17 protein-coding genes are annotated in these 24,212 nt (G+C 70.9%); 11 read left to right on the top strand and 6 right to left on the bottom strand.

Annotated features, from left to right (window positions below):
- Positions 1-49: 49 nt before the first annotated feature.
- Positions 50-919: a MaoC/PaaZ C-terminal domain-containing protein gene (locus CSR00_RS00870; protein ID WP_099020483.1), complete on the top strand. Its 870-nt coding sequence runs from the start codon at positions 50-52 to the stop codon at positions 917-919.
- 144 nt (positions 920-1,063) lie between these two features.
- Positions 1,064-1,666 (top strand): Rv1733c family protein, encoded by a 603-nt coding sequence (locus tag CSR00_RS00865; RefSeq protein WP_141564209.1) that lies wholly within the window; start codon positions 1,064-1,066, stop codon positions 1,664-1,666.
- Here CSR00_RS00865 and CSR00_RS00860 read toward each other — a convergent pair.
- Positions 1,663-2,523 carry a universal stress protein gene (locus tag CSR00_RS00860; protein WP_099020481.1) on the bottom strand — a complete coding sequence of 287 codons (861 nt, stop codon included), beginning with the start codon at positions 2,521-2,523 and terminating at the stop codon, positions 1,663-1,665. The genes CSR00_RS00865 and CSR00_RS00860 overlap by 4 nt on opposite strands.
- A 27-nt stretch (positions 2,524-2,550) precedes the next feature.
- Complete coding sequence (locus CSR00_RS00855) at positions 2,551-3,534, bottom strand: Acg family FMN-binding oxidoreductase (protein WP_099020480.1); 984 nt, start codon at positions 3,532-3,534, stop codon at positions 2,551-2,553.
- 124 nt (positions 3,535-3,658) lie between these two features.
- Between CSR00_RS00855 and CSR00_RS00850 the strand changes: the two genes are divergently transcribed.
- Positions 3,659-5,164 carry a bifunctional aminoglycoside phosphotransferase/ATP-binding protein gene (locus CSR00_RS00850; protein WP_099020479.1) on the top strand — a complete coding sequence of 502 codons (1,506 nt, stop codon included), beginning with the start codon at positions 3,659-3,661 and terminating at the stop codon, positions 5,162-5,164.
- Positions 5,165-5,183: 19 nt separating this feature from the next.
- On the opposite strand, the gene CSR00_RS00845 is transcribed toward CSR00_RS00850, so the two are convergent.
- Positions 5,184-8,783 carry an HAD-IA family hydrolase gene (locus CSR00_RS00845; RefSeq protein WP_099020478.1) on the bottom strand — a complete coding sequence of 1,200 codons (3,600 nt, stop codon included), beginning with the start codon at positions 8,781-8,783 and terminating at the stop codon, positions 5,184-5,186.
- Between the two features lie 155 nt (positions 8,784-8,938).
- Between CSR00_RS00845 and CSR00_RS00840 the strand changes: the two genes are divergently transcribed.
- Positions 8,939-9,823, top strand: a complete 885-nt coding sequence (locus tag CSR00_RS00840; protein WP_099020522.1) for a universal stress protein — start codon at positions 8,939-8,941, stop codon at positions 9,821-9,823.
- 28 nt (positions 9,824-9,851) lie between these two features.
- Here CSR00_RS00840 and CSR00_RS00835 read toward each other — a convergent pair whose 3' ends face one another.
- Together CSR00_RS00835 and CSR00_RS00830 are read right to left on the bottom strand one after the other, a co-directional pair.
- Positions 9,852-10,787: a 1-phosphofructokinase family hexose kinase gene (locus CSR00_RS00835; protein WP_218014403.1), complete on the bottom strand. Its 936-nt coding sequence runs from the start codon at positions 10,785-10,787 to the stop codon at positions 9,852-9,854.
- Positions 10,788-10,792: 5 nt separating this feature from the next.
- Positions 10,793-12,859, bottom strand: coding sequence for an erythromycin esterase family protein (locus tag CSR00_RS00830; protein WP_099020477.1), 2,067 nt, complete (start codon positions 12,857-12,859; stop codon positions 10,793-10,795).
- 284 nt (positions 12,860-13,143) lie between these two features.
- Here CSR00_RS00830 and ppsA point away from each other — a divergent pair, with 284 nt between their 5' ends.
- Positions 13,144-15,432 carry a phosphoenolpyruvate synthase gene (gene ppsA, locus CSR00_RS00825; RefSeq protein ID WP_245905758.1) on the top strand — a complete coding sequence of 763 codons (2,289 nt, stop codon included), beginning with the start codon at positions 13,144-13,146 and terminating at the stop codon, positions 15,430-15,432.
- 45 nt (positions 15,433-15,477) lie between these two features.
- Here the strand turns inward: ppsA and CSR00_RS00820 are convergent, their stop codons facing one another.
- The gene (locus tag CSR00_RS00820) at positions 15,478-16,875 is read right to left on the bottom strand and encodes a WS/DGAT/MGAT family O-acyltransferase (RefSeq protein ID WP_099020476.1); all 1,398 of its coding nucleotides are present in this window, start codon (positions 16,873-16,875) and stop codon (positions 15,478-15,480) included.
- A gap of 219 nt (positions 16,876-17,094) precedes the next feature.
- On the opposite strand from CSR00_RS00820, the gene CSR00_RS00815 reads away from it, so the two are divergent.
- From CSR00_RS00815 to CSR00_RS00790, 6 genes are all read left to right on the top strand, one after another.
- The gene (locus CSR00_RS00815) at positions 17,095-17,697 is read left to right on the top strand and encodes a hypothetical protein (RefSeq protein ID WP_099020475.1); all 603 of its coding nucleotides are present in this window, start codon (positions 17,095-17,097) and stop codon (positions 17,695-17,697) included.
- 18 nt (positions 17,698-17,715) lie between these two features.
- Entirely contained in the window at positions 17,716-18,213 is a 498-nt protein-coding gene (locus CSR00_RS00810; RefSeq protein ID WP_218014402.1) for a flavodoxin domain-containing protein, read from the top strand.
- 19 nt (positions 18,214-18,232) lie between these two features.
- Positions 18,233-21,529 (top strand): error-prone DNA polymerase, encoded by a 3,297-nt coding sequence (locus tag CSR00_RS00805; RefSeq protein WP_099020473.1) that lies wholly within the window; start codon positions 18,233-18,235, stop codon positions 21,527-21,529.
- Positions 21,530-21,568: 39 nt separating this feature from the next.
- Positions 21,569-22,210: a nitroreductase family protein gene (locus tag CSR00_RS00800; protein WP_099020472.1), complete on the top strand. Its 642-nt coding sequence runs from the start codon at positions 21,569-21,571 to the stop codon at positions 22,208-22,210.
- Between the two features lie 135 nt (positions 22,211-22,345).
- Complete coding sequence (locus CSR00_RS00795) at positions 22,346-23,230, top strand: DUF4436 family protein (protein WP_099020471.1); 885 nt, start codon at positions 22,346-22,348, stop codon at positions 23,228-23,230.
- A gap of 209 nt (positions 23,231-23,439) precedes the next feature.
- The gene (locus tag CSR00_RS00790) at positions 23,440-24,162 is read left to right on the top strand and encodes an MIP/aquaporin family protein (protein ID WP_099020470.1); all 723 of its coding nucleotides are present in this window, start codon (positions 23,440-23,442) and stop codon (positions 24,160-24,162) included.
- The last annotated feature ends 50 nt before the right edge of the window (positions 24,163-24,212 follow it).

Raw genomic sequence — 24,212 nt, 5'->3', positions numbered from 1 at the left:
CAGCTATCGACCACGCAGCTCGACCCGGACCACAGCAGGGAGGCGCCGCATGCCGATCGACCCGAACGCCGTCGGCGCGACCACCGCGCCGTACACGTTCTCCTGGACGGACCGCGACACCCTGCTCTATGCGCTCGGTGTCGGTTGCGGGACCACGGATTTGGCGTTCACCACCGAGAACAGTCACGACGTGACCCAGCAGGTGTTGCCCACCTACGCGGTGATCGCCTGCAACGGGTTCGCCGCCGCCGGCGAGATCGGCGACTTCGACTTCGGCAGGCTGCTGCACGGATCCCAGCGGATCCGCCTGCACCGCCCCCTGCCGCCCGCGGGGCGGTTGAGCGTGGTCTGCGAGGTGGCCGACATCCAGGACAAGGGGCCGGGCAAGAACGCGATCGTGATGCTGCGCGCCCGCGGCAGTGACCCCGAGACCGACGAACCGGTCGCCGACACCGTGGCCACGTTCGTCATTCGCGGCGCCGGCGGGTTCGGCGGGGTGCAGGGCACACGGCCTCCGGCGCCGGAGGTGCCCGACCGTGACCCCGACTCCCGCACCGTCATGCCGACCCGCGAGGACCAGGCGCTGATCTACCGGCTTTCCGGTGACCGCAATCCACTGCACAGCGATCCGTGGTTCGCCCAGAACCTGGCCGGCTTTCCCCGGCCGATCCTGCACGGATTGTGTACCTACGGGTTCGCCGGCCGGGCGCTGGTGGCCGACCTCGGCGGTGGTGACGCGTCGCGGGTCACCGAGATCTCGGCGCGGTTCACCTCCCCGGTGTTTCCGGGTGAGACGCTGACGACCTCGGTGTGGCGCACCGACCCGGGCCGGGCGGTCTTCATGACCGAGGCCACCGCTCTTGACGGCTCGGGGTCCAGGGTCGTCCTGGCCGACGGGACCGCCGCCTACCAGAATTAGCCGCCCGCGGCCTGCCCTGAACCAGCCTGGTAGGGGACCTGTCGGGCCCCAACCCGGGCCATTGGTCCCTAGTCGGGTCGCGACTCGCGCGACGACCATGGTCTGCATCGGCGCCGGGTGGGAGCGCCGCCTGAGGGAGCAGTCATGTCAGTCATGTCGTCGCCCGGGTTCAGCACACGCCACTGGGTTCTGCGGGCTTTCGGCCGCAATCCGCTGGTGCGGCCCAGCGACCGGATCGAAGCCTCGGTGACGGTGCTGGCGGCGCTGGTCGTGCTGCTGGCCATCCCGTTCGTCGGCGCCGTCGGCACCGCCGTGCACGAGGACCGCGCCCATCTCTATGCCAGCCAGGCCGCGGCGTTGCACCCGGTGGAGGCGACGGTCACCCGGCGCAGCGTGACCGAACTGCGTGGATACTCGATCCGCATCTCGGCCCCGGTGGCCTGGGAGGATCCGGGACAGCGCTCCGGCGGCAAGCACACCGAGGTGGTGGCGCTGGATGCCCCCGTGCGCGCTGGCGACACCGTCAAGATCTGGCTGGACGACGGTGGCAATCGGGTCGATGCGCCCCCGGACCGCGCCCGGGCCGGGGCCGAGGCGGTCGCGGCAGCGCTCGCGCTGTGGGTCAGTGTCGCGACCGTCAGCGCCGTGCTCGTCGCCCTGGTGCACCTGCGGATGGGCAGGCTCCGCGCGCGGGCCTGGGACCGGGAACTGCAGCACCTCGTGGGGGACGACGGCGGACGGCGCTAGAGCCGCCGTCCGTTGACGATCAGGACCGAACAGTCCGAGTTGCGCAGGGCGGCCGAACCGTCGGGGCCCACCAGCGGGGCGACCTCGGTGCCCGCGGCGGCACCCGGTCGGCCGCCCTCGTCGATCCCGACGACGACGAGCTGGATGTGCGCGCCGTTGGCGGCGACGTAGTCGAGCAGGTTGCTGCGCACCACCTCGTCGTGGACGTCGAGGGCCGGATAGCGGTGCTGCCACTGCGCGATCCTGCGCTCGGCCCGCGCCACCAGCACGCGGTCGGCGTCACCGGCTGACGTCCCCGGCGACAGGGCCAGCACGTGCAGCGGTGCCCGTCGCAGCAGCGCCTCGTTGACCGCCGCCTCCAGGGCGGCGTCGCTGTCGGCGGACTGGTCGATCTCCACCACGACCCGGCCCGGTCCGCGTTCCCCGCCGCGGACCCGGTGCCGGATCACCGCCACCGGGCAGTGCGCGGCGGCCGCCAGCGCCTCGGCGGTGGAGCCGACGCGCCCATCGTCGAAGTGGTGCAGGCCGACGGCGCCGATGCAGATCATCGCCGCGGAGCGCGACGCCCGCCGCAGTACCTCCACCGGCGCGCCCTGGGCGATCTCGATCTCCACCTTGACCGGCTGCTCGGCGGCCTCGACCGCGGTGAAGGCATTGCGGACGGCCAGCTCGGCGGTGGCCAGCTTGTGCGCCTCCTCCTCGCCGGTGGCCGCGGACGCGGGATCGATGGCGTAGACCAGACGCAGCGGGATGCTGCGCTCCACCGCCTCGTCGACGGCCCACAGTGCGGCGCTCACCGCCGCCCGCGATCCGTCGATACCCACCACAACGCAGGGCGGCGACTCGTCGACCGTCACGGATCCTCCTTTCGCCCTGCCCGCCCGTCAGTCGGCGAACCGCAGCAGGTCGGATACTTCGCGCCGGGGTGTCGGGGACGGAACGCGTTCGAGTTCGGGTGCCATTCCCACCCGGACCAGCACCTGGGGGATCCCCGGATCGCCGACCAGCCCGGCGACGATCTTGCGCGCTCCCTCGGTCTCGGTCAGGTGGCTCACGGGGCAGGTGGCCAGGCCGAACGCGGTGCACTCCAGCAGAACCTTCGACAGCGCGGCACCGGCCTCCAGCGCGTCGCGCTGGGTGGAGTCCGGCGTCGAGACCACCAGGACCCGCGCCTGGTCGGAGCCCACCGACTGGCGGCGCTCGGCGTGCGCGCTGGCCGGGAACGTCCGGTTGAGGTCCACCCGGTCGGCCTCGGCGACGGAGTTCAGGGCACTGGGCGGGATGCCCTCGTTGAGGTCGAAGGGCGATGTCCACCAGTCCAGTTCGGCCTGATACTCCGAGTCGTACCGGCGCAGCCGGTCGGTCAGCCGGGACGCCTCGGCCAGTTCGGGATGCGCCGCGGCGGGCAATGCGTCCACGCGCGCCGAATCGGAGTCGACGAGCGCGTGCAACGCCGGCTCGATCGTGTCCCACTCCCCGGGGGGCAGAAACGGCAGCCGGTCGGTGCGCCGGCGCAGGATCGCGTTGGCGCGCGCGGTGACCGACTCCGGGATGTACTCCGATCGGCGGAAGCCGATGGTCACCAGATGCTCACGATCGTTCGGGTTGGGGAAGTACTCCACCAGCGACTCCCGGCCCGCGGCGGCCATCGCGGTGACGAGGTGGTCCAGCTCGGCCCCGCAACTGATCAAGGCCTGCCGTGCGGACGAATCCGTGTGCCGCACGATGCGGCTGCGGTCCAGGTGTAGCTGCAGTTCGGGCCCCACCGCCACCCAGTTCCACGGCTGGCTGTTGTGCAGCGACGGTGCCCGGGCCGCGAGCGCCACCGCATGCTTGATGAGGTCGCTGTCAACGATTGTGTCGGCCATGTCATCACTTCCTCTACATGGACCATCTTGGCCGTCGGCGCGCTGTGCGGCCAGAGTCATTGGTCCTCGGCATCGGGTCGTAGGACTACTTGGCGAAACGGCCGGCGGCTAGCACGATCGAAGTATGCACAGGGAATTCGACGTCCAGCCCGGCAGCGATCCCTACGTCGAGGTCCACGAAACCCACACCGGTGTCGTGGTCCTCGCCGGCGACCGAGCCTACAAGGCCAAGCGTCCCGTCGTCACCGACTTCCTCGATTTCAGCACCCGGGAGGCGCGGGAGCAGGCACTGATCCGCGAGCGGGAACTCAACGGCAGACTGGCCGCGCAGGCTTACCTGGGCATCGCCCACCTCACCGGTCCGCTGCCCGGTGACAGCGAACCGGTGCTGGTGATGCGCCGCTATCCGTCGCAGACCAGCCTGGCCGCGCGGGTGGCCGCCGACGCCGACGGGCTGGCCGCCAACGTGGTGCGGGTGGCCGACGATCTGGCCGACTTCCACGCCGACGCGGTGCGCAGCCGGGCCATCGATGCCTGCGCGCGGGTACCCGCGGTCACCGCGCGCTGGGACGACAACCTGCGCGAACTGGAGACCCACGCCGGTACCGTGATCCCGAAGGAGACCTTGGACCAGGTCAAAGACCTTGCCCACCAGTACATTCTCGGGCGCGCCGTGCTCTTCGCCGACAGGATCACGCTGCGTCGCGTGGTCGACGGACACGGCGACCTCACCGCCCCGGACATCTTCTGCCTCGACGACGGACCGGTGCTGCTGGACTGCCTGGACTTCGACGATCAGCTACGCCACGTGGATTGCGTCGATGACGCCGCGTTCCTGGCGATGGACCTGGAGTACCGGGGCCGGCGCGACCTCGCCGACGTGTTCATCGACCGCTACAGCCGGCGCGCCGACGAGCAGGCGCCGCGCTCGCTGTGGGACTTCTACATCGCCTACCGGGCCGTGGTCCGGGCCAAGGTCGACTGCATCCGCAGCGTCCAGGGCCACGCCGAGGCCGCCGAGCAGGCCCGCCGTCACCTCGATCTGGCCGCCGAGCACCTGCGCGCGGCCACGGTGCGGCTGATCGTGGTCGGTGGCGCGCCCGGCACCGGGAAGACCACCCTGGCGCGCTCGCTCGCCGGAAAACTTGGGGCCCAGGTGATCTCCACCGACGACGTCCGCAGGGACCTGCAGCGCGACGGGGTCATCGCCGGCAAGCCCGGCGAACTCGATGCCGGCCTGTACACCCCCGAGAATGTGGCGACCGTCTACAAGGTGGTGTTGCGGCGGGCCCACAGCGTGCTGGCGGCGGGCCGGTCGGTGATCCTGGACGGGACCTGGCGCGACCCGGCCGAACGCGGCCGCGCCCGCGAGCTGGCCGAGTCGGCCAACGCCAGGCTGCTGGAGATGGTCTGTTCGGCGCCGCTGGCCGAGGCCAAGAGCCGGGTGGGGGAGCGGACCGGCAGCAATTCGGACGCCACCGCAGACATCGCCGAGGCCCTGCACGGTGCGGACAACTCCGGCGAGCACGGCGGGGCCGAAGACCCGTGGCGCGGCCTTGCCCGGATCAATACCGAACGCCCCCTGGCCGATTCGGTCGCCGAAGCCCAGGAGCTGTGCCTGAGCGCCTAGCCGCGTGCCGGCCGGGCCCTCAGTCGAACCGGATGGTGTTGCCGGCCGCCAACCGCCGTACCCGGCCGTGGCACTGCACCTTCACCGACATCGCGTGGTCGGAATCGGCGCTGACCTCCACACCGCGGCCCAGTACCCGCACGTGCAGGCGCTGACCCCGGTAGTAGATCGGAAACACCAGTGGTCCTAGTGATTCGGGCCACATCGGATTGAGAACGAGCCGGTCCGCGCGCATTTCCAGGCCGGTGAAGCACCGCTGTACCAGGTCGATGCTGCCCGCCATCGCGGCCAGGTGGATCCCCTCGGCGGTGGTGCCCCCCTGGATGTCGGTGAGATCCGAGCGCAGCACGTCGCCGAAGAACTTCATCGCCTGATGGCGGTTACCGCGGGCCAGCACCCAGGCGTGCACGACGGCCGACAGCGTCGAGCCGTGCGAGGTCCGCTGCAGGTAGTACTCGACGGTCCGGGGGATCTGGTCCGGGGTGAACCGGTAACCCAGCCGGTCCAACAGCTCTCGCAGCTCGTCGGCCGAGAGCAGATAGAGCAGCATCAGCACGTCGGCCTGCTTGGCCGCCTTGTAGCGGTTGATGTCGTCGTTCTCGGATTCCAGGATGCGATCCAGCCGCGCGATGTCCGTGTAGCGCCGCCGGTACTCGTCCCAGTCGAGCTCCTCGAGCTCGGCGTAACCCTCGAACTGGCTGATCACCCCGTCGTGGAACGGCACGAACATGCGCCGGCTCACGTCGTCGAAACGTGCAAGTTCCTCCTCGCTCAGCCCGAGCCTCTCCACCAGCGCCAGCCGGTCACCGAACGCCAGCAGGGCCAGGGCGTCCAGGGCGCGGGTGATCACCCAGGTGGCCATCACATTCGTGTAGGCGTTGTTGTCGACGCCTTCGAACGGCCGGCCCGGGTATCCGGAATGGAACTCGTCGGGCCCGATCACCCCGCGGATGACGTATCTGTCGCGGTCGGGGTCGAACCGGGCCAGGCTCACCCAGAACCGGGCGATGTCGACCATCATCTCGGCGCCCTCGGCAACCAGGAAATCGACGTCGCCGGTGGACTGGTAGTACTGCCACACGTTGTAGGCCACCGCGATGCCGATGTGGTGCGCGCGAAAGCTGGCGTCGGGGTTCCACCGGCCCGACATCGGATTCAGGTGCAGCCGCTGGCTGTCCTCGCTGCCGTCGTTGCCGGACTGCCACGGGAACATCGCACCGCGGTGGCCGGCCTCGGCGGCCGCGCGCCGTGCCGCGGGCAACCGCCGGTAGCGGTAGGTCAGCAGCGCCCGGGTGACCGAGGGGATGCGCAGGTTCAGCACCGGGAACACGAACAGCTCGTCCCAGAAGATGTGCCCGCGGTAGGCCTCGCCGTGCAGGCCCCGCGCGGGCACACCGGCATCGAGGTCGCCGGTGTGCGTGGACACGGTCTGCAGCATGTGCATCAGGTGGAAGCGCAGCACCCGCAGATCGTCGAGGTCGGCGTCGAGATCGATGTACAGCTGCTCCCACAACCGGTCCCACGAGGTGCAGTGCGCGCCGTACAGCTCGGCGAAGCGGCCGAGACCCGGCAGGCACCGACGGGCCTGCTCGGCGGATTCGGCCATCGCGGGGTCACGGTCGGTCATCAGCACCGCGGTCTTCTCGACGGTGACGGGCTCGCCCCCGGTGACGGGCACCGCGACCACGTGCCCCACCCGGTGGTCGTCGGAGAAGAACCGCCGGGTCACCGCGGCGGGCCCGTCCGGGCCCCAGAAGGTGGTGCGCGCGCCGACCGCCACCCCGATCCGGGACTGCACCGTGTCGGCGGCCACCACAACGGAATCGGCGCCCAGCTCACCGGCCTCGCGGATGGCCAGGTGCCGTCCGGACAGGCCCCGGTAGCGTGCGACCCCGTCGTTCTCGACGTCGATGTCCACGGCGGTGAGGAATTCGACGTTGCCGCTGTAGTTCTCGGCGACCAGGATGCACTCCAGTGCGGCCACGTGCGGGCAGTGCATGGAGGTGAACCGGCGCTGGGTCAACCGGGTGATCCGCCCGTCGTCGTCGCGTACCCGGAACTCACGGATCAACACCGCGCGCTGCAGATCGATCCTCTGGTGGTAGGCGAGCACCTCGACCCCGTCGATGTCGAACCACGGCCCGCCGTCGACCCGGAACGTCAGCGCAAGCCAGTTGGGGAGGTTGACCATGCTCTCGTTGTCGACCTGTTTACCGGAGACCGTGTCGGAGAGGCGGTTGAAGATTCCCGCGTGGTAGGTGCCCGGGTAGTGGTGGACGCCGGGGCGGGCCTCGGGGGCGCACCCGCGGGTGGCGAAGACACCGTTACCGGTGGTGCACAGGGCCTCGCGCAACCGCTCCTGATCGGGGTGGTAGCCCTCGAACGTGAGCAGCCACGGGTCGTCGACCTGTGCCGTGACCGTGTCGAGGTGGTCGGCCAGCCGGTCCAGCAGCGCCCGCACGTGCTGTGGGGCGTCCAGCGCGAAGCGCGCCGCGGTCGGCCTGGCGGCGTCGTCGCCGGTGCCGACCACGATGCCCACCCCGTGGAAGCGCACCCGGTCGAAACCGTCCTCGGCCCCGGGCCCGGAGCCGACGACGATCGGCAGTAGCCGGGTCCCGTCGTCGGACATGGCCTCGACCGCCGACGCGAGATCGGTGAATTCGCCGAGGTGCCGGACACCGGCGGTGGCGTCCGGTTCGCCGCCGACGGTGGCCACCGGGCAGTGGGCGGCCAGCCGGGCCAACTCGGGAGCCGGGCCGTCGAGCAACCGCGACTCCACGATCACCGCCGGCGTGCGCCCGATCAACAGTGTGGCGATCTCGTCGAAGCAGCCCCGGGCGTCGGGCAGCGCGGTCGCGGGCACGAAGCCGTTGCGGACACCCACCTCACCCAGGTCGGTGACCACGGTGTCGGCCCCGCAGCTGCGCAGCGCCTCCGCGGCGCTGTCTTCCGGGCCGTGCCGGTCCACACCGATCACCAGCGCGAACCCGCCGCGGTGGCCGGCCTGCACCCCGGCCTCGGCGTCCTCGACGACCACGCTCCGGTCCGGGGGCACCCCGAGGCGGCGGGCCGCTTCGATCAGCACCGCCGGGTCGGGTTTGCCGGGTAGGCCCAACCGCTCGGCCTCCACGCCGTCGACGACGACCGGGAACAGGTCCTCGACACCGGCGACCCGCAGCACCTGCCGGCAGTTGCGGCTCGCGGAGTAGATCGCGACGGCGACGCCGGCGGCGCGCAGCCGGCAGATCAGCGCCACCGTGGTCTCGAAGGCGGGGACACCGTGCTCCAGCGCCCGCAGGAACGCCGCCTGTTTGCGGTTGGCCAGACCGTAGATCGTGGACTCGCCGTCGTCGTCGGGGTCGCCCTCGGGCAGCGAGACATTGCGGGCGGCGAGGAAGTCGCGCACGCCGTCGAGGCGGGACTTGCCGTCCACGTAGTGCAGGTAGTCGGTGTCGGTGAACGGCGAGGCGTCCTCACCGGGGCGGGCGCCCCGGCGGGCGAACATGCCGTCGAACAGATCCCGCCAGGCCGCGGCGTGCACCACCGCGGTGTCGGTGACGACACCGTCGAGGTCGAACAGCACGGCTCGGTGGCGGCGCACGTCGATGGATACCCGCATAACGACCTCCACGGTAACGTGAGGTCACGCCGGCGGGGCCGGGACGGACGGCCCCGCATTGGTTACCTGTTTCCCTTACCCGTGGTGCCTCAGGTCGGTACCGTCGATGGCGGATTGTGGTCGACGTTGACCGCGATCGGCGGAAGGAGAACGAAATGTCCACTCCCGCAGCGCATCGGGGCATCCTGGTCGGGGTCGACGGGTCGGCGCCGGCGAAGGTGGCCGTAGATTGGGCCGCGCGTGAGGCTGCACTGCGAAACGTCCCGCTGACGTTGGCCTATGTGTTGAGTCCGCCGCTGATGATGGCCTGGCCCGAGGTGCCGATGCCGCCGGAGTACGCGCAGTGGCAGGACCGGCAGGGCCGCAAGATGCTCGACGAAGCCGCGGAGGTGGCCAAGGCGGCGGCCGAGGACCGGGGCGGGGTGCGGGTGCACACCGAGATGCCGGTCGGCCCCACCCTGCCGACCATGGTGGACCTCAGCAAGGATTCCGAGTTGGTGGTCGTCGGAAGCCGCGGTCGCGGTGCGCTGGCGCGTGGTCTGCTGGGCTCGGTCAGTTCGGGGCTGGTGCGCCATGCGCACTGCCCGGTGGCGGTCATCCACGACGAGGACCCGCTGATGGAGAACCCGGCCCAGGCTCCGGTCGTCGTCGGTATCGACGGGTCGCGCGCCTCCGAAGAAGCCACCGGGATCGCCTTCGACGCGGCCTCGCGCCGGGGTGTCGACCTGGTGGCCGTGCATGCCATCAGCGACTCCGACGTGATCGAGATGCCCGGCCTGGACTACAACGCGCTGGAACAGCAGGCCCACGAGGTGCTCGGGGAGCGGCTGGCCGGCTGGCGCGAACGCTATCCGGACGTCGCGGTGCGCCGGGTCGTCGAATGGGCCCGGCCGGCGCGCGCCCTGCTCGAGGAGTCCAAGAACGCCCAGCTGCTGGTCGTCGGCAGTCACGGCCGCGGCGGATTCGCCGGGATGCTGCTGGGGTCGGTCAGTGCCTCGGTGGCGCAATCGGTTCGGATGCCGGTGATCGTGGCGCGCTGACGCGGGGCTCCGGGCGAACGCAGCCGGCTCAGCCGACCGGCACCGGTTCGGGGGCCTCGCCGAAGAGCCGTTCGACGTCGTCGCGGTCGCAGACCTCGGTGCCCGGGGTCAGCAGGGTCGCCGCCCCGGTGGCGGTGCCCAGCAGCACCGCCTTCTGCAGCGGCCAACCGCGCAGCAGGCCGACGGTGATGCCGGCGACCATCGCGTCGCCGGCCCCGACTCCGCTGCGCGACTGAACCGGAATCACGCCGAACCGCACCGCCTCGGCGGCCGAGACCAGCAGCGCCCCACGGCCGCCGAGCGAGACCACGACGTTGTCGGCGTGACCGGCGTCGATGACCGACCGCGCCGCGGCGATCTGGTCGGCCTCGGTGGTCAGCGAGCGCCCGCAGTGTTCGTTCAACTCGCGCAGGCTCGGCTTGAGCAGCAGCACCGCGGTGTCGAGGTATTTCAGGCAGTCCCCGGAGCTGTCCAGGATCAGCGGCGTGCCGAATTCCGCGCAGATGTCGGCGACGCGCTGGTAGAAGTCCGCGGGCACCCCCGGCGGCAGACTGCCGCTGGCCACCACGTAGTCGGCGACCCCGACGGTGTGGCGCAGCCGGTCCAGGCACTCGATCTGCTCGGCGTCGGTGAGCACGGGCCCGGGCAGGATGAACCGGAACTGCTTGCCGGTGCTGAGTTCGTTGACGGTGAAGCTCTCCCGGGTGGGCTCGGCGATCGGAATGCGGTCGGCGGGTATTCCGGCCATCCCGAGCAGCCGGCTCAGCGCCTCGCCGGTGACACCGCCGGCGGGAAAGATCGCCGACACCGGCGCGCCGAGCACCCGCGCCACCCGCGCCACGTTGATGCCGCCGCCGCCGGGATCGTACTGCGGTGTGCCGCAGCGCATCTTGTGGGTCGGCTGGACGGTGCCGATCTCGGTGGTGATGTCGAGCGCAGGGTTCATCGTCAGCGTGACGATCATCGCGTTCACAGTCCGCTCGGATAGGTCTCCGGGGTCTCACCGGCGATCCAGACACTGCTCGGCTCCAGCGGGTGCAGGGCCCGGGTGTGGTCGATGTGGATCATGGCGTCGTACTGATCGGAGGGCCGCACGTGGTAATAGTGGCTCTGCCGTTCGGTGGCCGGAAGGTAGATCACGCCGATCGCGCGCGCCAGCCGCACCGTCTCCAGGGTCTCGGCGGCCGCGCCCGCGTCGTGCATCGGCACCAGGAACGAGGGCAGCTCGGTGTGGTGGAACACCTCCTCGACGCTACCGGGCAGCGCCGGGCGGACCGTCTTGCGCTGCGCCTGGCCGCCCCAGCTGCTCGCGGCGGTGACGGTGCCGCTGTAGGTCGAGAAGCCGATCAGCCGGGCCTTGGTGCCGTAGCGCTGCCGGACGAGCTGACCCAGGGTGAGCTGGCCGTCGCCGCCGACCTCGGTGGCCCGGGCGTCGCCGACGTGGGAGTTGTGTGCCCACACCACGATCCGTGCCGGTGTGCCGCCGCGGGCGCCGCGGTGGCGGTCCAGATGGGCCAGCAGGGCATCCAGGGTCTGGGCCATGTGCTCGTCGCGCAGGTTCCACGAGGTGACCCGTCCGCCGAACATGGTCCGGTAGTACTCCTCGGCGTTTCGCACCGTCTGGGCGTTCTGCTGCGCGCAGAACAGTTCGTCCTCGGCGACCAGCCCGTCGCTGCGCAGGTACTCCAGGGCGTTGCGGTGCACCTCGACCAGCTGGGCGACGGCCTCGTGTTCGCACGACGGGCCGGCCCCGAACGCGGCCGCGTAGCCGTAGGCCTGCCCGTCCTCGGGTGAGGCGTGATCGAAGCAGGCGTAGCGGGCGCGGGCGCGTTCGGCCGCCGCCGGATCCACCCTGTCCAGGTAGCCGATCACCTCCTGGATCGAGCGGTGCAGGCTGTAGAGGTCCAGCCCGTAGAACCCGGCCGGCAGGCCGTCGGCGTAGGACGACTGGCGCTGGTTGTGCCAGCGCAGCCAGGTCACGAAGTCGCGGACCACCTCGTTGCGCCACATCCAGGCCGGGAACCGCTCGAATCCCGAGAGGGCCTCCTCGGCGGTGGTGTCGCCGCCCAGGCCGTGCGCGTAGCGGTTGACCCGGTAGGCGTCGGGCCAGTCCGCCTCGGCGGCCACCGCGGTGAATCCCTTGTGCTCGATGAGCCATTTGGTGATCTCGGCGCGCGCCTCGTAGAACTCGTGGGTGCCGTGCGAGCTCTCGCCGATGAGCACGACCCGGGCATCGCCGATCAGGTCGTCGAGTACGTCGGCGGGCGGCACTCCGCCGGGGGCGTCGACGGCCACCCGGGCGATCGACTGGGCCGGTGTCTCCGGCGCCGTCGGTGTCGGGGCGCTCGCCGGGGGTGTGGTGGGCGCCGACAGCAGGGAGCGCACCTCGTCGTCGCTGGTCTGGCTGAAGTCCCAGTAGGATTCGCCGACCGCCAGAAACGGCGTGGGCATCGAGGCGCACACCATGTCGTCGACCATGCCGGCGAACTCGCGGCAGGTGGACTCCGGCGCGGCCGGGACCGCCACCACGATCTGGGCGGGTTCGCACTCGCGCAGCGCGATGACCGCGGCCCGCATGCTCGCCCCGGTGGCCAGGCCGTCGTCGACGAGGATGACGGTCTTGCCGGCGACGTCCACCGGCGGTCGTTCGCCGCGGTAGGTGGCCTCGCGCCGATGCAGTTCGCGGGTCTCGCGCTCGGCGACCTCGCGCAGCTGCGTGGGGGTGACGCGCAGAGCGCGGACCACGTCGTCGTTGAGCACCACCCGCCCGCCTCCGGCGAGCGCGCCGACGGCGAATTCCTCGTGCCCGGGCGCGCCCAGCTTGCGCACGACGTAGGCGTCGAGCGGGGCGCCCAGCGCCCGGGCCACCTCGAAGGCGACCGGGACCCCGCCGCGGGCCAGCCCGAGGACGATCACGTCGGGCCGGCCCCGGTAGGAGTCCAGCAGCCGGGCCAGCACCCGGCCGGCTTCGCGCCGGTCGCGGAACAGCGGGCGGGGTTCGTTGCGTCGGGACGTGGAGGTGGTCGCGGGACTCATCGTGGCCCTCCCGGAGTTAGGGCCGCGGTCCCGGGGCCGACACGTCCCGGGACCGCGGGATTGTGGGTTATCTCGGCCGGAGATCTTCGGTGCTGGTGCTCTCCTTCATCTCAGCACCCGGTACCCGCCGTGCCCAGATTCTGAAGTCCCCGATTTCGCACCGGCGGGGCGGCCATTGGTCCCTGCGCGCGGTGACCATCCGACCGGAGGTGCGAGCCCTGCGACCGCTGGTGCCGGGCGGCGTCGCGGCGGCACGATCAGAGTGATTCGACCGGGAGGCAGCCATGACCGAAGCACAGCAGACCGCGACGATGGCGGCACAGGTCCGCGATTTCACCAAACTCAGTCTCGCCGACGCCGAGGAGGCCGGTGGCAAGGGGGCCAATCTGGGCGAGCTGGTGAGTGCCGGTCTGCCGGTGCCTCCCGGATTCGTGCTGCTGCGGGACTGCTACCGCGTCTCGATGCGGGCGGGCGGTGTCGCCGAGGAACTCGCGGAGCTGCACCGTCGGGCGCTGGGGGTGATCGCCGACTCCGACGAACTGACCACCCTGTGCCGGCAGATGGCCGACCTGGTCGCCAAGGCCGGCGTCGCCGACGAGGTGCGCACCGAGCTGCTGGCCGCCTACCACCGACTGGGTGACAACGTGGCGGTGGCGGTGCGCTCGTCGGCGACCGGCGAGGACGGACGCGACGCCTCTTTCGCGGGGATGAACGCCACGCTGACCGACATCACCGGTGACGACGAGCTGGTCGATGCGGTGCTCAAGTGCTGGATGTCGCTGTTCGGGCCCCGCGTGGTGGCCTACCGGGCCAGCCGCGGCTTCGAGGCCGAACCGGCCATGGCGGTGGTCGTGCAGCGCATGGTCACCTCGCAGCGGTCGGGAGTGGCCTTCACCGCCGACCCCAGCAGCGGCGACCGCGAGCACGTGGTGATCGAGGGTGCGTTCGGGCTGGGTGAGGTCGTGGTGTCGGGCCTGGTCCAGCCGGACACGTACACCGTCGACAAGGCCACGCTGAAGGAACTCGACGCCCACATCGGCCACCAGGACTTCCAGATCGTGCGCGGTGCCGACGGCCATGACCGCAACGAGCCGCTGAGCCCCGAGCAGGCCGATGCCCGCGTCCTCGACGGCGCCGCACTGCACCGGGTCGCCGAGCTGGCGGTCGCGGTGGAACGCCACCACGGCACCCCGCAGGACATCGAGTGGGCGGTGGACCCGGCCGGCGACACCTGGCTGGTGCAGGCCCGCCCGATCACCACGCTCGGCAACGGGGGACCGGCCGTGGGGACCGAGCTGGCCCGCGGGTTGGCCGCGGCGCCGGGCACCGCCTCGGGCACGGTGCGGGTGCTGCGCAGTCCCGACGAGGGCGGGCAGCTGGTCGACGGCGAGATCCTGGTGGCGCCGATGACCAACCCGGACTGGCTGCCGACGCTGCGCCGGGCGGCCGCGGTCGTCACCGACGCCGGTGGCATGACCTGTCACGCGGCCATCGTGGCGCGCGAACTCGGGGTGCCCTGTGTGGTCGGTGCGCGCAGCGCGACCAAGGACCTGGAGCCGGGCACGGTCGTCACCGTCGACGGCACGCACGGAAAGGTGCTCGCCGGGGCGGCCGCCGCACCCACGGTCAAGGCCGAGGACCGGCCGGCCGCGCCGGCGGGTCCGGCCGCCGAGGTGACCGCCACGAGGATCTACGTCAACCTCGCCATGCCGGACACCGCCGAGCGTGTCGCGGCCGGTGATGTGGACGGGGTGGGCCTGCTGCGGGCGGAGTTCATCCTCACCGAGGCGCTGGGCGGGCGTCACCCGCACGACCTGATCGCGCACGGCGAGGGTGACGCGGTGGTGCGGGCGCTGGTCGAATCGGTCGGCCGGATCGCCGCCGCGTTCGCGCCGCGGCCGGTGATCTACCGTGCCACCGACTTCCGCAGCAACGAGTTCCGCAAGCTGGTGGGCGGCGAGGCCTACGAGCCCGTCGAGCACAACCCGATGATCGGCTACCGGGGGTGCTTCCGCTACATCAAGGATCCCGAGCTGTTCAACCTGGAACTGCAGGCCCTGGCGCAGATCCGGGAGAGCAGCCCGAACCTCGGGCTGATGATCCCCTTCGTGCGCACCAAGTGGGAGCTGGAGGAGTGCCTGGCGTTGGTCGACGCCAGTCCGGCCGGCAGGCAGCGCGGTCTGCACCGGTGGGTGATGGCCGAGGTGCCTTCGGTGGTGCACTGGCTGCCGGAGTACATTGGCATGGGCATCGACGGGGTGTCCATCGGCAGCAACGACCTGACCCAGCTGATGCTCGGCGTGGACCGGGATTCGGAGATCTGCGCCGAGGTGTTCGACGAGGCCGACGGCGCGGTGCTCGACGCGATCGGCCGGATCGTCTCCACCGCACGCACGCACGGCATCACGTCCTCGCTGTGCGGGCAGCGCCCGTCGACGGACCCGGCGTTCGCCGAGAAGCTGGTCGCCATGGGCATCACGTCGATCTCGGTCAACCCCGACGCCGCCCCGGCCGCCCGCCACACCGTGGCCGCCGCCGAGCGCAGGCTGCTGTTGGAGTCGACCCGCACGTGATTTCGGTGCAGTAGGTCCCGCTGGGCGGGACGTACTGCACCGAAATCACCGTTTGGCCGCGAGTTCGGCCAGCCGCGCCACCGACCGTTCGATCCCGGTGGCGAGCACGTCGAGATCGGGTGCGCTGTCGTAGTCGGCGACGATGCCGAAGGTGAGGTCGTCGCCGTAGCTGAGCATGGCGATGCCGCTGCGCAGGTGCAGGGCGATGGGTGGGACGGGCAGCATGCGCACCACGTCGCGGCCCAGCACCTGCAGCCGTTGGCGGGGCCCGGGCACGTTGGTGGCCAGGCTGACCACCCCACGTTGTGGCAACCGGCTGAGCAGTCGCACCGCCCAGGCGGTCAGCGGGAACGGCAGCAGGCCGGCGACGCCCACCACCGAACTGCCGGCCTGCTTCTGGCCGCTGGACTTGGCCCTGGACATCCGCGAGCGCACGAGGCGCAGCTGATCGAGCGGGTTGGCCCGGTCCACCGGCAGCAGCGGCAGCATGATCGAGACCCGGTTGTCGGGGGTGTCCAGATCCTCGGTCTGCCGCACCGAGACCGGGACCAGCGTGCGCAGCGACGTGCGGTCGGGGCGCTCGCCCCGGCGCAGCAGCACCTCGCGGTAGCCCTGGGTGATGGCGGTCAGCGCGACGTCGTTGAGGGTCGCGTCGAAGGCGGCGCAGACGGCGTTGACCTCCGAGAGCGAGACGCGGGCGGCGTGATAGCGCCGCAGCGTGCTGACGGGTCCGTTGAGCGAGCTCGCCGCCGCCGGGCTCACCAGCCCGGACACCACCTCGACGGTGCCCCGCAGCGCCCGGGCGGCCACGGTGGTGGCGGTGGCCGACAGCTCCACCGCGCCGCGCCCCCAGTCCAGCGGGTTGAGCGGCAGCGACCGGCCCGCTCCGGTGGCCGCAGCGCTCTTGGTGGCGTTGATGTCGGTGGCGTTGATATCGGTGGCGTTGATATCGGTGGCGAAGGTGGTGGCCGACGCCCCGTTGTCGGACAGCCCGGTCACCATCCGGGTGGCGGAGATCCCGTCGGCGATGCAGTGGTGCACCTTCATCACCAGCGCCCAGCGGTCCTGCGCCAGGCCCTCGATGACCCAGCACTCCCACAGCGGGTGGTCCCGGTCCAGGCGCCGCTCGAAGATGTCGGCGATAGCGCGGAACAGGGTCGCGTCGTCGCCGGGCTGCGGCAACGCGGTGCGGCGGAAGTGGTGGCGCAGATCCAGCCCGGTGCGCTCGACCCATTCCGGTGGTTCCAGATCGAAGCGGTGGGTGCGCAGCACCCGACGCAGCCGCGGGACGGTCACCAGCCGCTCGGTCAGTGCGGTGACCAGCTCGTCGAAGTCGGGGACGGGACCATCGAGCACCGACACCCCGCCGATGGCCATGCTGATGTGCGGGTCGGAGTCCTCGACCTCCAGGAACCCGGCGTCGAGGGCCGACAAGTGTTCCATGACCCGTACCTCCGCGGTGAGATCCCGTTCACTTCACTATGCCTAATCCAGGGCCTAATCCAAGGCTTAATCCAGGGCCTTATCCAGGGCCCAATCCAGGGCCCAACCTATGCCTACTCTCGGCCCGTCCATTTCGGCCGTGGGTAAGAGGGCCGGACGCGGTGCGCCCGGGGACCAGCGACCCTATCCGGACGGGCGGCGAAGGCCGACGATGGGGTCATGACCGAGAGCGCGGCCGACGAGGCACTGGACAGGGCACCGACCGAGACGATCCTGGACGCCGTCCTGCCGCGCTTCGACGTGGTGCTCGCCGAACATCTGGTGGTCGGGGCCGACCCGGGCGACACCCTGCAGGCGGTGCAGAGCCTCGACCTGCTGACGGTGCGCTCGCCTCTGCTGGACGCCTCGATGTGGTTGCGGGGGTTGCCCGCACGCTTGTCGGGCACGGCGGTTCCGGTGGCGCCGAGAGTAGTGGTCGGGGAGGGCGGGCTGCCCGGTTGGCTGGTGTTGGGTGAATCCGGGAGTGAGTTCGCCTTCGTTGCGGTGGGCCGGTTCTGGCAACCGGTGATCGAGTGGTACGACGTGACCGGATGGGACGCGGAGCGGTTCGCCGCATTCGACGAGCCCGGCTGGGGCAAGATCGCCGCGAACTTCTCGGTGCGGCCCTATGGGCACGGAACGCTGCTCAGCTACGAATGCCGCACCGCCACCACCGATTCGGTGGCGCAGCGACGTTTCCTGCGCTACTGGTGGCTGATCCGGCCCTTCGTGGGGCACATCATGCGGGCCACCCTGCGCACGGTCAAGACGAACATCGAGTAGATCGAGGGGGGTGTGGCGATGCGTGTCCTGATCGCCTACGGATCCAAGCGCGGCGCCACCGCCGGGCTTGCGGTGATGATCGGCGACGCGTTCGCCGACGCGGGCGCCGAGGTCGACGTGGTGCGCGCCGGCGATGTGCACGACCTGAGCGGGTTCGACGCGGTGGTGGTCGCCGGAGCGCTGTATGCCAACAGGTGGCACCGTCATGCGCGCCGGTTCGTCCGGCGGCACGCCGCAGAGCTGCGCGGAAAGCCGGTCTGGCTGGTCAGCAGCGGCCCGCTGGACGACTCGGCGGCCCAGGGTGAGATAGCCCCGGTGCGCCAGGTGGCCAAGCTGGCGGCCCGGATCGGGGCGCGCGGGCACAAGACCTTCGGCGGGGCGCTGGACGCCGACGTGCGTGGCTTCCCGGCCAGTGCGCTGGCCAAGACGCACGCGGGGGACTGGCGCGATCCCGTCGCGGTGCGGGCCTGGGTGCAGGGCGTGCGGGCGCAGCTGCCCCTTTCCGAATCGAACTGATGTTCGATACCCTGGCGGGGTGGGCTGGCACAACGGCCCGCCCAGCTGGGCGGAGATGCAGCGCGTACTCAACAGCAAGCCGCGCCGTGCCGGCCTGCCCCTCGGTGAGCCTGCCGGCGACGGGGGTGACAGCCCGGCCTGGTCGAGCAGGCGGGTGCCCTACCAACCGGTCCCCGGGCCGGTGCAGGCCCGCTCGCGTGTTCCCTACGCCGAGCTGCACGCGCACTCGGCCTTCAGCTTCCTCGACGGGGCGAGCACTCCCGAGGAACTCGTCGAGGAGGCGGTGCGCCTGGATCTGCGCGCCATCGCCCTGACCGACCACGACGGTCTCTACGGTGTGGTCCGGTTCGCCGAGGCGGCCAAGGAGCTGGAGATGGCCACCGTGTTCGGCGCCGAACTGTCCCTGGGCAACGTGGCGCGCACCGAGCACCCCGACCCGCCGGGCCCGCATCTGCTGGTGCTGGCCCGCGGCCCGGAGGGGTATCGCCGACTGTCCCGGCAGCTGGCGGCCGCGCATCTGGCCGGCGGGGAGAAGGGCCGGCCACGGTATGACTTCGACGTCCTAGCCGAGAGTGCGGGTGGACACTGGCACATCCTCACCGGCTGTCGCAAAGGTCATGTCCAACAGGCATATTCGGCGAGTGGCCCGGAAGCGGCCGCGGCGGCGCTGGCCGGGCTGGTGGACCGGTTCGGCGCCGACCGGGTCAGCGTCGAGCTCACCTGCCACGGACACCCCCTCGACGGGGAGCGAAATGCGGCCCTGGCCGAACTCGCGGCGCGCTTCGGTGTCGGGATCGTGGCGACCACCGGGGCGCACTTCGCCGGCCCGTCCCGGGGTCGGCTGGCCATGGCGATGGGGGCCATCCGGGCCCGCCGGTCCCTCGACCAGGCGGAGGGGTGGCTGGCGCCGCTGGGCGGGGCCCATCTGAGGTCCGGGGACGAGCTGGCCCGGCTGCTGTCCCACTGTCCCGGCGCGGTCACCGCGGCGGCCGAACTCGGCGAGCAGTGCGCGTTCGAGCTGACGCTCATCGCCCCGCAGCTGCCGCCGTTTGACGTCCCCGACGGACACACCGAGGACAGCTGGCTGCGCGAGCTGGTACTGGCCGGCGCCGCGGGTCGGTACGGGCCGCGGGCGTCGGCGCCGCGGGCCTACGCCCAGATCGAGAAGGAACTGGCGATCATCGCCGAGCTGAAGTTTCCCGGCTATTTCCTGGTGGTTCACGACATCACCCGGTTCTGCCGGGAGAACGGGATCCTGTGCCAGGGCCGGGGATCGGCGGCCAACTCGGCGGTCTGCTACGCCCTCGGAGTCACCGCCGTGGACCCGATCGCCAACGAGCTGCTCTTCGAGCGGTTCCTGTCACCGGCGCGCGACGGGCCACCCGACATCGACATCGACATCGAATCCGACCTGCGCGAGCACGTCATCCAGTACGTCTATGAGCGGTACGGCCGCGACAACGCCGCCCAGGTCGCCAACGTCATCACCTATCGGGGGCGCAGCGCGGTCCGGGACATGGCCCGCGCGCTGGGGTTCTCCCAGGGACAGCAGGACGCCTGGAGCAAGCAGATCGGGGGGTGGGGCAACCTGGCCGACGCCGACCACGTCGAGGGCATCCCCGAATCGGTGATCGACCTGGCCGGCGAGATCAAGAACCTGCCGCGGCACATGGGCATCCACTCCGGGGGGATGGTCATCTGTGACCGGCCGATCGCCGACGTGTGTCCGGTGGAGTGGGCGCGCATGGACAACCGCAGTGTGTTGCAGTGGGACAAGGATGACTGCGCGGCAATCGGTTTGGTCAAGTTCGACCTGCTGGGGCTGGGCATGCTCTCGGCGTTGCACTACGCCGTGGACCTGCTGGCCGAGCACAAGGGCGTCGAGGTCGACTTCGCCCGGCTGGACCTGTCCGAACCGGCGGTCTACGAGATGCTGCAGCGCGCCGATTCCGTCGGGGTGTTCCAGGTGGAGTCGCGGGCCCAGATGGCTACCCTGCCGCGGCTGAAACCGCGGGTGTTCTACGACCTGGTGGTCGAGGTGGCGCTGATCCGCCCCGGCCCCATCCAGGGCGGTTCGGTGCACCCCTACATCAAGCGGCGCAACGGACTCGAACCCGTCACCTACGACCATCCGGCGATGGAGCCCGCCCTGCGCAAGACGCTGGGGGTGCCGCTGTTCCAGGAGCAGCTCATGCAGCTGGCGGTGGACTGTGCGGGGTTCTCGGCCGCCGAGGCCGACCAGCTGCGCCGGGCCATGGGCTCCAAGCGCTCGACCGAGAAGATGCGACGGCTGCGGGACCGGTTCTACGCCGGGATGGCGCAGCGGCACGGCATCACCGGCGAGGTGGCCGAACGGATCTACGAGAAACTGGAGGCCTTCGCCAATTTCGGCTTCCCGGAAAGCCATTCGTTGAGCTTCGCCTCGTTGGTCTTCTACTCGTCGTGGCTGAAGTTGCACCATCCCGCGGCGTTCTGCGCGGCCCTGCTGCGGGCCCAGCCGATGGGCTTCTATTCACCGCAGTCGCTGGTCGCCGACGCCCGCCGCCACGGGGTCGTGGTGCACGGGCCCGATGTCAACGCCTCGACGTCACACCCGGGGCTGCAGAACGGTGGCGACGAGGTCCGGCTGGGCCTGGCCGCGGTCCGTCACATCGGCGAGGATCTGGCCCAGCGGATCGTCGACGAACGCGAGGCCAACGGCGCGTTCGCCTCCCTGCTGGACCTGACCGGCCGGGTACGGCTCAGCGTCCCGCAGACCGAGGCGCTGGCGACCGCCGGTGCCCTGGGCTGCTTCGGGATCACCCGCCGCGAGGCCCTGTGGGCGGCGGGCGCGGCGGCCGTCGAACGTCCCGGCCGGTTGCCCGGGGTGGGGACGTCCTCGCACGTGCCGACGCTGCCCGGGATGAGCGAGGTGGAACTGGCCGCCGCCGACGTCTGGGCCACCGGGGTCTCCCCGGACAGCTATCCGACGCAGTTCCTGCGCGCGGATCTCGACGCTCTCGGTGTGGTGGCGGCCGCGGCGCTGCCGCAGGTGCCCGACGGCACCCGGGTGCTGGTTGCCGGGGCGGTGACCCACCGGCAGCGGCCGGCCACCGCGCAGGGGGTGACGTTCGTCAATCTCGAGGACGAGACGGGCATGGTCAACGTGCTCTGTTCGCCGGGGGTGTGGTCACGGCACCGCAGGCTGGCCCAGACCGCCTCGGCGTTGATGATCCGCGGCATCGTGCAGAACGCCAGCGGTGCGGTGACCGTGGTGGCCGATCGGATGGGGCGCATCGACATGCGGGTGGGCTCGCGGTCCCGGGACTTCCGTTAGTCCGGCCGCCTCGCCGGGCCGCGAATGTAGCCTGCGGGTATGACCCTCGACCTGTCCATCGATGAAGTGCTGACCACGACCCGCTCGGTGCGCAAACGGCTCGACTTCGACAAGCCGGTCCCGCGCGAGGTCCTGATGGAGTGTCTGGACCTGGCCCTGCAGGCGCCGACGGGATCAAACGCCCAGGGCTGGCAGTGGGTCTTCGTCGACGACCCCGCCACGAAGAAGGCCCTGGCCGACATCTACCGCGCCAACGCGACGCCCTACCTGGATCTGCCGAAGCCGGAACGCGGGGACATGCGCGACCAGCAGATGGACGCCGTGCTGAGCTCGGCGAAATACCTCAACGAGCACCTCGAGGAGGCGCCGGTCTTCCTGATCCCGTGCCTGGAGGGTCGCCCCGACGGCGTGTCGTCCGGGATGAGTGCGTCCTACTGGGGCTCGCTGCTGCCCGCGGTGTGGAGTTTCATGCTGGCGCTGCGCTCCCGCGGGCTGGGCACGGCCTGGACGACGCTGCACCTGGTGGAGGGCGGCGAGAAGCGGGCCGCCGAGGTGCTGGGCATCCCGTTCGACGACTACGCCCAGGGCGGCCTGTTCCCGATCGCCTACACCAAGGGCACCGACTTCAAGCGGGCCAAGCGGCTGCCCGCCGAGCAGCTCACCCACTGGAACACCTGGTAGCCGGGGCGGGCGCGATGCGGTGTCGGCGCCGCGAGAGTGTCAACCGCCAGTGTCAGCCGTCGGTGTCAGCCGCCAGTGTCAACCGTCGGTGTCAACCGCCATCTGCCGTGCCCCCGATGACGTTACGATGTCGCGGTGGACGGGCCAGTCTCGCGAACTGTCCGGAAGGCGCGGGTCTCCCCGGGCATCGTCGCCGTGGTGGTCATCATCGCGATCTACCTCGGCCTGATGTTGATCGGGTACTTCGCACTGGACCGTTCGTCGCCGACGCCGAAGACCGAGGACTTGGCGGGCACTCGCGAGACGGTGATCCTGCTCCAGCCCACCACGATCCGTGCCGTCGAGGACAGGTTCAGGGCGGAGGTGTTGCTGCTTCCGGGCGCCGAGTTCATCGACCCCGAGTTCGGGCTGCTCAACACCGATATGACGGTGCAGGTGTACGCATCGACCGGTTTGGGTGAGTTCACCTATTCCGAGGGGACCGCACCGGGGGTCGTCACCGTCTCCCTGTGGGCGTGGGGCGACACGAACAGGTACCCGTTCGACACCTATACGACGTCGCCCATCACCGCCAGCGTCACGGCCGGCTCCGATGATGCGCGGCGACTTGTCCCGGCGCGCATGGAGGTTGCCGGCGCGATCTACGGCTGGGAGATCGGGCACAACCACATGGGTCCGGCCGGCACCTACCATCGCGCCGACGACGACGCCATCATCACCTTCTCCAGGTCGCGTGTCACCATCGCCATGGCGCTCGGACTCTGCCTCGTTCTGCTGGCGCTGCCGCCGTTGGCGCTCTATGTCGCGGTGAACATCGCCCGGGGCGCCAAGAAGTTCCAGCCGCCGATGGTCGCCTGGTTCGCGGTGATGTTGTTCGCCGTCATCCCGATCCGAGAGGTGTTCCCCGAGAACCCTCCCACCGGAATCCTCTTCGACGAGTTCGGCGTGCTGTGGGTGCTCATCTCCCTGGTCACGGCGATGGTCATCTTCATCGTCGGCTGGGCCCGACACAGCGACTGACCTGACGGCGCCGGAGCCGACCGGGTCGGCCCGGAGGCCGGCTGTTTCGCTCCCCGTCGCTTCCCTGAAGCGATCCTGAAGGAAACACCGCCGAGGCGCCGGCTTCAGGTTCGCTTCAGGTAGCCCCACGAACGTCGACACCGCAAGTAACCGACAGGCGCCGCCGGAGAGTCTGGTTCCAGCGGTCGTCGACGAAAGGAGCTTCCATCATGACCGCATCCGACACCACCGCAGCCACCGTCGAGACCCGCCCGACCGTCGCCGCCCGGTCCGCCGGCGTCGGCGTCCATCTGCCCGTCACGGTGGGGCGCTACATCGTCGAAGCGATCGGCACACTGTTTCTGGTCTTCACCGTCGGGGCCAGTGTCCGCAGCGGCAGCATGCTGGCGCCGCTGGCCATCGGCGCGGTACTGATGGCGATGATCTACGCCGGGGGCCACATCTCGGGCGCCCACTACAACCCCGCGGTCACGGTGGCCGCGCTGGTGCGCGGCCGGATCGACACGCGCCAGGCGATCGGCTACTGGATCGCCCAGTTCGTCGGCGGCCTGATCGGCGCCGGAGCCGTGCTGGCCGTCGTGCCCGCCGGACAGACCGCGGCGACCGGCCTGTCGGGGCACGCGCTGATGGCCGCATTCGTCGCCGAACTGCTGTTCACCTTCGTCCTGTGCTACGTCGTGCTGAACGTCGCGACCAGCAAGGACCACCCCGACAACTCGTTCTACGGGCTGGCCATCGGTTTCACCGTGGCTGCCGGTGCGGTCGCGGTCGGCGGGGTGTCGGGCGCCGCGTTCAACCCCGCCGTGATGCTCGGCGGAGCCGCGATGGGGCTGTTCACCCTGCCGATGCTGCCGGTGTACTTCACGGCCCAGATCATCGCCGGTGTCGCCGCGGGCCTGGCGTTCCGGGCGTTGAACCCCGACGACAAGTGAGAAGCCAACGGAGAACCTGACACGCGCGCACCCCCGGGGCTCTCCTCCTG

The sequence above is a fragment of the Mycolicibacterium palauense genome, assembly GCF_002592005.1.
GTDB lineage: Bacteria > Actinomycetota > Actinomycetes > Mycobacteriales > Mycobacteriaceae > Mycobacterium > Mycobacterium palauense.
The sequence above is the reverse complement of the archived record's forward strand: the minus strand, read 5'-3'. Positions and strand labels throughout refer to the sequence as shown.